Below are 12043 nucleotides of genomic sequence, written 5' to 3'. Positions count from 1 at the left end.
GGACGCCTGGATCAACCAACCCGCCACACCAGCCGACCCGGCCGATCAGGCCGCCGCCTGACACCCACTGGCCTCATTCACCTTGACAAATTCCGCCCGGCCGGTCGCAGCACGGGTGGGTATCGAAGCCCTCATCGACGACGATGCGGTGCAGCTGGCCACTGCACGCGCGACAGCGGCGGTCGGCGTGGGTGGGGCACTGGTCGGCCGCCACGGCGCAGGGCAGGCACGCAGCAGGCGCCGGCGGGCTCACCTGGTGGTCGCGGTCCCAGTCGCGGCGCTGCCGCAGCAGCGTGGCGGTCTGTTGCCATAGCGCCTGCTCGAGGTGCGCCGGCGCCGGTCGGCCGAGGGCCTGGTCGACGGCGAGTCTGCGCAGCTGCTCGCCGCAGCCGAGGAGGCGTTCGTCGACGCCGCGGGCGTAGCACCACCGGGCCAGCGTCTTCGCGGCCAGCGTCAGTTGCTCGTCCATCACCTGCACCTGGGCTCTCAGCAGCTTCCCCACAGGCCGCGCTCAGCGCCCTGGGCGTCATCGAATGCGGTGGCGTACGACTCCTCGCGGGCAAGCGCCTGGTCTGCTTCGTAGCGGCGGGCGGCGCCGCTGGCCAGGAGCTCGCGGGCTACGTCGACGTCGTCGTGGTCGACGTAGCGCAGCAGCCGGTCGTAGCGGTCACGGCTGGGCTGGGCGGTGTCGGTGACCAGGTCGACGGTGCTGCCCACCGGCGCCAGTCGCTCGAGCAGGCGCGTGGCATCCGTGGCGTAGCACTCGGCCGGCGCCGGCGGATGCGCGACTTCGGGGGCGTCGATCCTTCTCTAGGCTTTGCGGAGTTGTCGGTTAGGGCCTGCTTGGAGGGGATCGTTGTCTGCTGGTTTGGAGAGGTGGACGGTGAACTTCTATGACTTCACCGAACCCGTGCCTGTGGTCGATGTGTCGGATTTCGGGGACGTGCATGCCCGAGCGGTGGCCAATGGTGCCCGGCAGGGGACGCCGGTGCTGATCGGCCCGGGTGGGCGGCCGGACCCGCGCGTCAACTTGTTCTTCCGCACCGGGCGCATGACCGAGGCCCGTCCGGCGACGTGGCGCCGGTACGCGTACGCGCTGGTGGTGTGGCTGGAGTACCTGCGGGTGGTCGACCGCAGTTGGGTGAAGGCGACGGCGGGTGACATGGAGGCGTTCAAGGAGTGGCGGTTGACCGCGCTGGACAACACCGGCCGGGTGCAGCCGACGAGCTTCGACACCGACCGGGCGGCGTTGAACAGCTTCTACCTGTGGGCCGGGGAGCGGTACGGGGTGGCCAACCCGGTCGCGACCGCCGGGGCGGGCTTGCGGCGCAGCATCCGTCAACCAGGGGATGCGCTGGGTCGCCTGTCAATGGGCCGGGACCCGTTGCGGCCCGCGGGGTCGGCGCGTCGGCAAGTAAAGTGGATGCTGCGGTCGGCATTCGAGCAGTGGCGCAACATCGGGTTGTGCGGCTACGGCTTCGATGGGCTGCGCCAGCCCGGCTGGCGCGGCATCAACGAGGACCGGGATGCGGCGTTCGTCGATGGCCTGTACGGGACGGGCCTGCGGTTGGCGGAGTGGGCCAGCGTCCTCGACGTCGAGATCCCCACACCGGGCGCGGCCCGGTTCGCGCCGGCGCACGTGGCGGCGGCGTGCCTCAAGGGCGGCAAGGCCGGCCGGACGTATCGGATCCCGCGGAGCGTGCTGCACGCGGTAGCCGCCTACACCGACCCGGTGGAGGGCTCCCGGGCTGAGGTCGTCCGACGGGCTCAGCGGGCCGGCCGCTACCAGCAGTTGCCCGGCGTCCGGGTCGTGACCGGCTACCGCGCGCACAGTCGGCGGCTGCTGATCGAGGACCCGGGCGGGCCGGTGTCGGTCTCGCTGGACGTGCTCGGCCCGGACGAGCGACGCCGTTTGTTCCGACGCACCCCGAACGGGCTGGCGCCGTTGTGGCTGTGGCTCGCCCCGAATGGGCTGCCGAAGAAGCCCTACGGGTGGGAAGACACCTTCGACCACGCCAATCGTCGCATCGCCCGAGAGTGGGCCAAGACCGTCGGTGACGGGGCGGGTGTGGACGGGTGCCCGTTGTGGGCTCGCCCGCACATGTTGCGGCACTCGTTCTGCCTCAAGTGGTACTCGATCCTCTCGGCGGTCTGGCGGACCCGGGTCACGGGCCTGTCCGAGGAGGAGACGCGTGACCTGCGCGACCAGCTGGGTGACATCTGGTACCAGCTGGCCGCACTGATGGGCCACGCCCACCCGATGACCACGCGAGACATCTACCTCGAACCGTTCGCCGGCCTGGAGATCGACTACCTGATGGCGCTGTTGGACGAGGAGGAAACCGCCGGAGTCGATGCGCTGTTGCGCACCCTCGCACACGAAGGCGGGCGGACCGTGCAGCCAGTCACCTCGCCCCTCAGCGGGCAGGCAGCGATCCGGTGAGCCGTGTGGCGCGAGGCGGACAGCGCGCCACCCAGCCATCGGCAGGGTGGGCGCCGCTGCCGCGTCTGGGGCCGGGTGGTCAGAGCGTGCTGTTCATCGAGGAGACCGGTGGGCGCCGCACGATGTTCGACCTCGCCGGGCTACCGGTCGCCGATCCGATCCGCCATGCGCGCGGCGACCCTGCTCGCCTGCTGGTCGGAACCACGAAATCGGGTCGCAGCAGAGCGTCGCCCCGGTGTGAATGTGGCGGCGAGTCGCGGAGCGCATCGACGCCGCCGTGGATGAGCTGAGAAGGTAACGCGCGATCGCCTTCGCGTTGTCCCCGCTCAGCTCGGCGTCGTCGTACCACGCCATGAGCGCGTGATCGCCGGCCACCAGGTGCGGCTCTGTGTGCTCGTTGTGGCGGCCGCCGCCGACCGTTGTTCGTGTGCGCAGCGTTGCGAGGAGGGTAGTTCTCACGGTGGGCGTCCTGCCCGCAGCACGGCGAGAGTGGCAGCCCGTTTGAGCCGGGCCAGATGCGTGGAGTCTCGTACTGCGGGCGCGAGACTCCCACCTACCTTCACCGCCGCCAGGGTTGTTGCACAACCCATAGGTTTCGAGACGTCTCACTCGGCGGGTGCAGCCGGGGGAGCGGCGCCACCCCAGAGGCGCCTCCCGACGAGCTCACTCGATCGCTTCCTACTCGCGCACTGTGTGCGCTTTCTGGTGCCGGTAGAGCGTCGCGCGGCTCCAGCCGACGAGGCGAGCAGCTTCTTCCGCCGTCCTGCCCCGCTTGCGCGCGTCGGCGACGACTTGGAGCTTCTCTGCAACCTCGACAGGATCGGAGAGGGGCCGGCCGAACTTCGTGCCGTTCTGGCGGGCCGCGGCGATGCCAGCATTCACACGCTCGACGATGAGCTCACGCTCGTACTCGGCAAGAGTGGCGAGCATGTTCAACATGAGACGGCCCGTTGACGTCGCGGGGTCGATGCCGTCAGAGATGGAGCGCACGTTGACGCCTCGCTCCCGCAGCAGGTTGACAGTGTTGAGGACGTCAATGAGGGATCGCCCCAAACGATCAACGCGCCACACGACAACGGTGTCGCCGGACTCTGCATGCTCAAGCAGTCGCTTCATGCCCGGGCGCTCGATCGCGGTCCGGCTCCCGGAGGTCACGTCAGCGAAGACGTCGCGCTTCTGTACGCCGACGTCGACGAGCGCGTCGAGCTGGAGCTGCGCATCCTGAGACGCGGTGCTGACGCGGGTATAGCCAAGGAGTCTCACTTTTACAGTTTGCCTCAGAAACCCCGCCGCTCGAGCAGGCTGAGACGATTCATGATGAGGCAAGTTTTCGAGACAAGCCGGGCCTCCGTTTTCCGGGGGAGTGGTCGGACCACGAGCAAGCCGCCGCGGTGTCTCGGAAACCTAATGATTGTCAACGCATGTCGATGTCCGTCATGCCTTGGATCCCGGACATTCGGGGGTGTGGTGCAGGAAAGCTGGGGAGGCGAGAAGCACCCGGGAAGCGGCGGTTGACGCGTCGCACTGGATGAAATTTCCATCACAGTTTTGGCGTGGCGTGTTCATCCACGGTTTGGTCGGACGCCACCGATGCGACATCTGGTCCTCCTAATTTGGGCGACGTGACCAGAACCGATCTTTCATCCTCACGCCTTTGGCGCGGCGACGGACAACCTCTGCTCGAGCAGATCCGCCTTGCAAGTGCATCGTTCTCCGAATCGGAGAAGCGAGTTGCGCGCTCGATCCACGCCGATCCGCGTGTCGTCATGACGAGCTCCGTGACGGAGTTCGCCCAGATATCTGGAACGTCGGTCGGGTCAGTTGTGCGGTTCTGCCAGAGGTTCGGTCTGCATGGCTTCCAAGAGTTCAAGCTCCTACTCTCGCGCGAAACCCCGCCCGATAGCCCGGGCCCGACCGATGCAGAGGATCCACTCATGAGCACTGTGCGGGGGACTCTGCGTGAAAGCGCGGACGCACTGGAAGCAACCGCCACTCACATCGACCTCAGCGACGTGACGACCATCGTCGACGCCCTAGCATCGGCCCGACGCATTCGGTTCGTAGCAGTGGGCACGTCCGCTCCGCTTGCCTCAGACGCAGCCTATCGACTTACGGCCCTCGGACTCGACGCGACGTTCACCCCCGACTTCATCGCCCAACACGTCGCCGTCCAGGGCCTTGATGAGCGCGACGTCTGCTTTGTCATCAGCCACACGGGATCGACGAAAACGACGCTCGAGGCGGCGCGCACCGCTGCCAATTCAGGAGCGAAAGTCATCGGCATCACGAGCTTCCTCACATCCCCGCTCACAGAGATCGCACACGCGCTGATCGTCGCGGGGAGCTCGGAGACGCGGCATCGAGTGGAGGCGATGACCAGCAGAATCGTGCATCTCTCACTTCTCGATGCCATCTACAGCGTGCTCACGATCCGAGTCAGCGGCGCGACGGAACGGCGTGACGAGGCCGAAAAACTCGTCAACTCCCACCGGATCTGATCCGGCTCGAGCCCCATAGACAGAGAGCGAAGATCGTGAACGGACAGGTCACCGACACCGACGGCAACCCGCTGGCGGACATCCGGGTAAGCGACGGGAACACCGTCGTGCATACTGCGGCCGACGGGAGGTTCCAGCTGGAGACGGACGCGCGTTTCGTGTTTGTGGTGCGTCCGGTGGGTTGGCGATGCAACCAATGGTACTTCGACGGTCGCGAATCCGAGGTGACCTTCACCCTGCAGGCGTCCCCAGTAACGCTTCCGCTTCGCTTCGCTCATCTCACGGACACGCACATCGGTGATGGCGGCAACTATCCGCAGCCCGCGGAACTTGGCACGGGTGAACGTTTGTCTACATTGCTGACCAAGATCGTCGAAGACCAACCGGACCTGCATTCCGCGATCATCACCGGTGACCTGACCGACCACGGCCTCCGCGAGCAATACCGCGAGTTCCGCGAAGCAATTTTCGACACACCAATCCCCGTGCATGTAATTCCCGGCAACCACGATCACATGACGGAACAGACGAGCGATGTCGTCAGCCGCAACGGCTACGCGATCCACTCCGGAGAACCGCGCCACTACGAAGCATTTCTCGGCCCGCGGTGGTATTCGTACGATCTTCCCGCACTGCACGTCGTCGCCATCGACTGGTTCACGCACGAGCTCGGCCGGGATCACGAACAGCAGAATGCCTGGCTGAGGGCCGACCTCGAAGCACTCGACGAGGACATTCCCTGGATCCTACTGTCGCATGATCAGCCAGGCTCCTCGATTCTCTCTGGGCTCCCGAGGCCCCCCATCGCTACATTCTCGGGGCATCGCCATACGTCGCGGGTCGTACGTACTGCGGACACGCTGCACGTCAACACTCCACCTGCGCTCTTCGGTGGCGTCGATCTTTCTCCGGCGACCTACCGCCTTATCACGTGGGACGGCGTAACGATCGGCGTCGAGACGCTCCCTACCGATCCGGATCCTGCCCAGACCCCCGCGGTACTCCTCCCAGCCGCGGCCGAAGCGGCGCGCTGGCGCCGGAGCGTCGGGACGCCCGGCCAGCGTGCCCCTTTCGCGATCGCCAAGGGCGTCATCGTTCTTCCCCTCGCCGATGACGACCACGCTTCGGGGGGTCTCTTCGCGGTCGACGCCGCGACGGGCGGGCTGCTCTGGCACGCCGACCTTGATGCTCCCGTGCGTTCGGCCCCCGTGGTGCACGGCGCGAGCGGCACGGTCCTGTGCACATCGGTATCCGGAACGACAGCGGCGTTCGAAATCTCCACGGGGCGACAGCTATGGCGGAAGCACACCCCCGACCCACTCAGGCTCTTCGGGTTCACTCCGCCAGCAATTCACGAGAATCTCGTCCTCGTGGGCGATCACTCCACCTTGCGCGCGCTCGACATCGACGACGGACACACGATCTGGGAGCGACGGGACATAGCGCCGTACCAGATCTTCGCCCTCCTCGCCGCGCCCGTCTTCTGGGAGCGACGGGCAGCCGACGACGCGTCGGCTCTCATCGTCTGGAGCGGATTCCCTGAGCCGCGAGTCCCTGTCCTCCTGGATCCGGAGACGGGCGAAACGTTCGGGGACCGACTTGCGGAGAGCAACACAGATCTCCTCGAATCGTTGCGCGGTTCGTCCCCCCTCCCGATCCGCACGCCGCTCATCGAACCTGCTACGGGTGATCTGATTGCGACCGGGATCACTGGAGTGTTCCGACGTCCCACGAACAACGACGCGGTGAGCTGGTTCCAAGCGAGCTCGATTCCGTGGAACCCGACGCCGCCGTACTGGACGCTGGAAGGAGTTCTGTTCTCCGACGCGGGAGGCAGCGTCTATCTCAGAGACGCGGCGAGCGGCGAGACACGCTGGCACGCAGAGGTCGCGGCTCGAAGTAATGCCTGCCTACTCACGTACAGGCGCACTCCTCATCCGCTCTTCGCGGCGCCGACGATCTTGGACAAGCAGGTCATCCTCCCAGCCCTCGACGGTGACATCATCACCCTCGATCTCGGTGATGGCGCCCTGCGCTCACGGTTCGCCACCGGCATCCCAATCCTCGTCTCCGTGCAGCGCTTCGAGGATACGACCGTCGTGCTCCACGCCGACGGCACACTCTGCGCCTACCCGAGCGCAATCGTGCAGGGGGAGGAGTCGTGAAGCACCGGAGTATCGGTTGGGTGCTCGTAGCACCCGCGCTCGCACTCATCGGATTGTTCGTGCTCTTGCCGGGCGTGCTTGCGCTCGTCGGCAGCCTCTTCCGCATCGATCTCGGCGACCGCACCGTATGGACCTGGGCCGGTATCGCGAACTACACGGCGATCCTCACCGACCCTGCGGTACAGCAGGCACTGTGGAACACGGTCGTCTACTCAGTCCTCACCATTGTTCCCAGCCTCGTGCTCGGACTCGGCACCGCCATGCTTGCGCACTCGTTTACTCGAGGTCGACCCGCGCTCCAAGTTCTGCTCTTTCTCCCCTTCGCCACCAATATGGTCGCGATGGCCGTCGTCTTCCGCTGGATCTTCGCGTCGAGAGGAGGCTTCGTCAACGAGGTCTTCGCCGTCGTCGGCATCGGACCCGTCAACTTCCTCGGCGATACCTCGACGGCGCTGTTCACTGTGGCTCTGGTGGGCATCTGGCGCCTGACATCCTTCGTGATGATCTTCTATCTCGCCGGCCTAACAAGTATTCCAACGGCGTTGCACGAGGCCGCCGCCGCCGACGGACTGGGCTCGTGGGCGAAGTTCCGACGGGTCACCCTTCCCCTGCTGCGCCCCATGACCGTGTTCGCGACGGTTATGGCCGTCCTGCAGTCGGTCCAGGTGTTCGACACCATCAACGTCATGACGGAAGGTGGCCCGCTCGGTTCCACCGAGACGGTGCTCACGATGACCTGGCGGCTTGGGTTCGTCTACTTCGACCTCGGCCAGGCGGCGGCGCTCGCATCAATGCTCCTTGTCGTCCTGGTTCTCATCGGAGTGATTCGGCGACGGGCATTTACTGGAGATAAGGAAACCGTATGACCACCAAAATCTCGCTCCGCCGCTCCCTGTCCCATTCTCTTCGGTGGCTGCTGGCTCTCGTTGCCATCACGATCTCGGTTTTCCCAGTGCTGTGGATGCTTCGCTTGTCGCTGTCTCCGGCTGACGAAGCAGTACTCGACGGTATCCAGCTCCTGCCGAGTTCTTTGGACTGGGGCAACTACGCACGAGCGTGGGAGAGTGCGGATCTCGGCCACGCAATGCTCAACGGAGCGCTGGTCACGGGCAGCATCCTGATCATCCAGATCATCACCGTGATCCCCGCGGGCTATGCGTTCGCAAAGCTCCGATTCCGAGGTCGCGACGCAGCCTTCGCTGTCATCCTCGCGTGTCTTCTGGTGCCGACGCAGGCTACAGCGCTGCCGTTGTACCTGGGCATCGGCTCCATCGGACTTGCGAATACCTTTGCGGCCTTGGTGCTCCCGTTCATGACCAGCGCGATCGGGATCTTTATGCTCCGTCAGCACATGATCACGATTCCCGACTCGCTCCTTGAGGCCGCGAAGGCGGACGGCCTCGGCACCCTCCGCACGCTCGTGCACGTCGTCGTCCCGTCGTCGATGCCGACGATCGCCGCGTTCGCAGTTTTGTCCGTCTTCACGCACTGGAACGACTATTTGTGGCCGCTACTAGTCGCCCGCGACCCTTCGCTGTACACACCGCCGCTGGCTCTTTCGATCTTCCAGCAGGCGGAGACCGGCACCGCGTACGGCGAGCTCGCTGCCGCAGCCATGCTCGTCACCCTCCCCATCGTGGTGCTGTTCATCGTCGCTCAACGCAAGTTCGTCACGGGCATCGCCGGTGGCGAACTGCCCGGGTGATGACAGTCAACCCGACTCCACAGTTTCACCTCCTCAATCCCACTTCCTATCTACGAAGGCGAAATCATGTCCCACTCACGCATCACACGAATGAGCGCATTGGGCGCCGGCCTCATCAGCTCCGTGCTCCTGCTCTCCGGGTGTTCCGCTCCCGCGGAAGAAGCTGCGCCTGCGACGCAGGCTGACATCGGGGAATGCTCACCGGACGGCGTCACCATCACCGCTCAGTACGCCAACCAGGGCCAAGCCGCGGCTGAGCTCGGCAAGAAGTCGATGGAGGAGACGTACCCCGGCCTCACAGTTGACCTCAAGGCCGCTCCCGAGGGAACGAGCTATGACGAGCTCACTCAGCAGATCGTCGCAGATATCGCTGCGGGATCCCGCCCGGACGTCATCATGCTAGGGCTCGATCAACTCCGATTCTGGGTCGAGAAATACAGCCCTCGCGAAATCGACCGGTCCTCGCTAAGAGACACCTACATCGACGACTACCTGGATGTCGGCACGCTCAACGGGAAAACTTACGTCGCACCCTTCCAGATCTCTGTTCCTGTGCTTTATACGAACACGACGCTCACGGAATCTGCGGGCGTCTCCGAGCTCCCGACCACGCATTCTGAGGTGCTCGACGGCGCTCGGCAGGTCCAAGAGAAGACAGATGTGACGACGCCGATCCAGATTCCTCGCGACAACATTGCCTGGTGGTTCGTGCAGGCTTTCGTCGGCAGCGGCGGGGCCGAGTACGCAAACGAGGATGGCACCGCTGGCTTTGACAACGAGGAGGGTTACGAGGCGCTGAAGATCTACGAAACCATCGGTGCAGAGAAGCTTCAAGACCCTGTGAGCTGGCAGGACTCGATCTCAGTCTTCTCCCGTGGAGAAGCTGCCTACTTCTTCGGCACACCCGCCGTGGGGGCCACCGTGGACGCCGCCGTCGGCGACTCCTTCGAGTGGACCATTTCCGACATGCCGATCCCCGATGGCGGAAGTGCTGTGCTCCCCGCTGGGGGTAACGGGTGGATGACCCTGTCCGACGATGAGTGCCGCTCGGCATACGCCGGAGAGCTCATCAGCGCGATGTTGGACCCCACGGTCATCGTGGAGAGCTCGAAAGCAAACAGCTATATCCCTGTGGATGTCGCCGCGAAGACCGAGCTGCTGGAGCTGGCGGAAGCACAGGGACCGCTCGGATACGCATGGCGCTATGAGGGAGTTCCTGTTGCCGGAGGCGGTTGGCCCGGAGAGAGCCTCGCGCGCACGAATCAATACTTGCAGGACATGGTGCAGGGGATGATCGACCAGGCTCAGCCTTCCAAAGAGATCGTTCCCGAAACCGTCAGCCGCATCGACGCACTGTCGAACTAGCCAGGGAAGAAGCTCCGTCATGTCTGCTGAAGTATCCCTCCGGCATCTGTCTAAGCGTTTCGGCGACGTCACCGCCATCGGCGATATCCATCTGGACGTCGCCGCGGGCGAATCGCTTGTCGTCCTCGGCCCTTCCGGCTCGGGGAAGTCGACCCTCTTGAGGATCGTTGCGGGGCTCGATTCGCTGGACACCGGAGAAGTCGTCATCGGGGGCACACCGCAGCAAGACTTGCCTCCCCACAGAAGAGACGTCGCGATCGTCTTCCAACACTTCGCGCTTTATCCCCATCTCAGTGCGCTTGAGAACATCACGCTCGGCCTGCGACACGGCCTGCGCCTCACCCGCGAAGAGGCACGGGCGCGGGCAATCGACCTGGCGCGGCGCATGGGTATTGGAGAGCTGCTGTCCCGGAAGCCGCGACAGATGTCCGGCGGACAGCGTCAGCGTGTTGCACTCGCGCGGGCGCTCGCGCGCAACGCGCGCGTCGTTCTGCTCGACGAGCCGCTCTCGGGACTTGACGCCCAGCTCCACGTCGCGCTGCGCCAGGAAATCGCCGATCTGATGCGCGCGACCGGTGCGACGTCCATCCACGTCACCCATGATCAGAGCGACGCGATGGCGCTGGCCGATCGCATTGCTGTCATCCGCGCGGGTCGAATCGAGCAGATAGGTACTCCGGAAGAGATTTACCACGATCCCGCGACGTCATTCGTCGCTGGTTTCATCGGGTCGCCACCCATGAACCTCTTTGACGGAGAGCGCAGGGACGGGGGGTATCGCACCGTCTTCGGTGTGATCGCCTCACCGCCCGCCTCCCGCAGCGTCCTGGTCGGAGTGCGGCCGGAGCGTCTTCGCCTCCGAGAGGCCGCAGATTACCGAGCGACCGGCCTCGTCCATACGGTGATCTTCGAGGGAGAGACGCAGGTCCTTGAAATCACGGTGGATGGCGTCCCCGCCGCGGTTCGCACGGATCGCGGCGTCTCGGTTCATCGCGGCGAGTCCGTATCGATTGGCTTCAACGCATCGGACATTCTGCTGTTCGACGCCGAGACGGGTGCCCGATTGCCACGCGACGGTGCTCATGCCGAGTAGGGGCGGCGCCGTCCTGTGGGATCTCGATGGCACGCTCATCGACAGCGAGGCGAGCTGGGCGCACGCGTGCGCCCAGCTCTCGCGCGAGCTTGGAGCGCATCCCTGGGATCCTGAACCGGCAGAGATCTCGGGCATCTCCATTCCTGGTCTTGCGGATCTCCTCCGTGAGCGTGGAGCTCGTAGTGAACGCCGTGTGGTCGTGAAACTGCTGGCGGAACGAATGGAGGATCTCAATCGTCGCGACGGAGTCTTGTGGCGCCCGGGGGCGCTCGACCTGCTGGAGACCCTGCAGCGTGCGGGCGTTTGCCAAGGACTCGTCACGATGTCCCCCTCGCGCACCGCAGCCACCGTCCTCGTACAGCTACCTCACCCATACTTCGCCGACGTAACGACGGCAGATATGGTCACCCGTCCGAAACCCGACCCAGAGGCCTACCGGACAGCTCTCCGCAACTTACGCGTCTCTGGCTCGCAATCCGTGGCAATAGAAGACTCCACCATTGGGGTGCATAGCGCGCGAGGCGCGGGTCTCCGCGTGATCGCCGTACGGGGCTCCCAACCCGTCGAGGCACAGGATGGCATCCAGGTATGGGAGTCGTTCCGTCATCGCGGGATCGATGACGTGATCGCGGCGGGCTTGCGACTCTGAGGCGTCTCTGGATCGAAAGCAGTGCCAGTACCCTGCGTGTCAGGGTGAGTTGAGGCCAGGGGTTCACAGCAAGTCCGCCTGACGCAGGGCGAGATCAAGGATCGATTCATCCATGTCCAGTGCAG

The 12043-nt window shown here is 65.1% G+C and carries 12 protein-coding genes; 9 read left to right on the top strand and 3 right to left on the bottom strand.

Translation table 11 applies throughout. From position 1 onward, the window contains the following. Positions 1-73 precede the first annotated feature (73 nt). Together AB0O58_RS26470 and AB0O58_RS26465 are read right to left on the bottom strand one after the other, a co-directional pair. Positions 74-469: a hypothetical protein gene (locus AB0O58_RS26470; RefSeq protein ID WP_132064239.1), complete on the bottom strand. Its 396-nt coding sequence runs from the start codon at positions 467-469 to the stop codon at positions 74-76. 17 nt (positions 470-486) lie between these two features. Beyond that, positions 487-804, bottom strand: a complete 318-nt coding sequence (locus AB0O58_RS26465) for a thermonuclease family protein (RefSeq protein WP_132064240.1) — start codon at positions 802-804, stop codon at positions 487-489. 79 nt (positions 805-883) lie between these two features. Between AB0O58_RS26465 and AB0O58_RS26460 the strand changes: the two genes are divergently transcribed. Together AB0O58_RS26460 and AB0O58_RS26455 are read left to right on the top strand one after the other, a co-directional pair. Then, positions 884-2443 carry a hypothetical protein gene (locus AB0O58_RS26460; protein ID WP_224277193.1) on the top strand — a complete coding sequence of 520 codons (1560 nt, stop codon included), beginning with the start codon at positions 884-886 and terminating at the stop codon, positions 2441-2443. Continuing rightward, complete coding sequence (locus tag AB0O58_RS26455) at positions 2440-2733, top strand: hypothetical protein (protein WP_366239028.1); 294 nt, start codon at positions 2440-2442, stop codon at positions 2731-2733. The genes AB0O58_RS26460 and AB0O58_RS26455 overlap by 4 nt, the downstream gene beginning before the upstream one ends. Before the next feature lie 388 nt (positions 2734-3121). Here AB0O58_RS26455 and AB0O58_RS26450 read toward each other — a convergent pair whose 3' ends face one another. Beyond that, entirely contained in the window at positions 3122-3706 is a 585-nt protein-coding gene (locus AB0O58_RS26450) for a recombinase family protein (RefSeq protein WP_069388523.1), read from the bottom strand. Between the two features lie 290 nt (positions 3707-3996). On the opposite strand from AB0O58_RS26450, the gene AB0O58_RS26445 reads away from it, so the two are divergent. From AB0O58_RS26445 to AB0O58_RS26415, 7 genes are all read left to right on the top strand, one after another. Next, positions 3997-4941, top strand: a complete 945-nt coding sequence (locus tag AB0O58_RS26445) for a MurR/RpiR family transcriptional regulator (RefSeq protein ID WP_366239027.1) — start codon at positions 3997-3999, stop codon at positions 4939-4941. Between the two features lie 35 nt (positions 4942-4976). After that, positions 4977-7106 carry a PQQ-binding-like beta-propeller repeat protein gene (locus AB0O58_RS26440; protein ID WP_069388522.1) on the top strand — a complete coding sequence of 710 codons (2130 nt, stop codon included), beginning with the start codon at positions 4977-4979 and terminating at the stop codon, positions 7104-7106. Further along, a complete protein-coding gene (locus AB0O58_RS26435) occupies positions 7103-7972 on the top strand; it encodes a sugar ABC transporter permease (RefSeq protein WP_227022450.1) in 870 nt (289 codons plus the stop codon). The genes AB0O58_RS26440 and AB0O58_RS26435 overlap by 4 nt, the downstream gene beginning before the upstream one ends. Continuing rightward, entirely contained in the window at positions 7969-8811 is an 843-nt protein-coding gene (locus tag AB0O58_RS26430; protein ID WP_069388521.1) for a carbohydrate ABC transporter permease, read from the top strand. Before AB0O58_RS26435 ends, AB0O58_RS26430 begins: the two co-directional genes overlap by 4 nt. A gap of 66 nt (positions 8812-8877) precedes the next feature. Continuing rightward, positions 8878-10176 carry an extracellular solute-binding protein gene (locus AB0O58_RS26425; protein ID WP_227022451.1) on the top strand — a complete coding sequence of 433 codons (1299 nt, stop codon included), beginning with the start codon at positions 8878-8880 and terminating at the stop codon, positions 10174-10176. 19 nt (positions 10177-10195) lie between these two features. Next, a complete protein-coding gene (locus tag AB0O58_RS26420; RefSeq protein ID WP_069388519.1) occupies positions 10196-11269 on the top strand; it encodes an ABC transporter ATP-binding protein in 1074 nt (357 codons plus the stop codon). Beyond that, a complete protein-coding gene (locus tag AB0O58_RS26415; RefSeq protein WP_366239026.1) occupies positions 11259-11918 on the top strand; it encodes an HAD-IA family hydrolase in 660 nt (219 codons plus the stop codon). The genes AB0O58_RS26420 and AB0O58_RS26415 overlap by 11 nt, the downstream gene beginning before the upstream one ends. Positions 11919-12043 lie beyond the last annotated feature (125 nt).

It is taken from the genome of Rhodococcus sp. NPDC080181 (assembly GCF_040702225.1).
Taxonomy (GTDB): domain Bacteria; phylum Actinomycetota; class Actinomycetes; order Mycobacteriales; family Mycobacteriaceae; genus Rhodococcoides; species Rhodococcoides fascians.
The sequence above is the reverse complement of the archived record's forward strand: the minus strand, read 5'-3'. Positions and strand labels throughout refer to the sequence as shown.

What these genes read in the sequence shown, in the direction of transcription:
- AB0O58_RS26470 (WP_132064239.1), bottom strand. Translation starts at nt 469, where the DNA reads ATGGACGAGCAACTGACGCTGGCCGCGAAGACGCTGGCCCGGTGGTGC.
- AB0O58_RS26430 (WP_069388521.1), top strand. Translation starts at nt 7,969, where the DNA reads ATGACCACCAAAATCTCGCTCCGCCGCTCCCTGTCCCATTCTCTTCGG.
- AB0O58_RS26425 (WP_227022451.1), top strand. Translation starts at nt 8,878, where the DNA reads ATGTCCCACTCACGCATCACACGAATGAGCGCATTGGGCGCCGGCCTC.
- AB0O58_RS26420 (WP_069388519.1), top strand. Translation starts at nt 10,196, where the DNA reads ATGTCTGCTGAAGTATCCCTCCGGCATCTGTCTAAGCGTTTCGGCGAC.
- AB0O58_RS26415 (WP_366239026.1), top strand. Translation starts at nt 11,259, where the DNA reads ATGCCGAGTAGGGGCGGCGCCGTCCTGTGGGATCTCGATGGCACGCTC.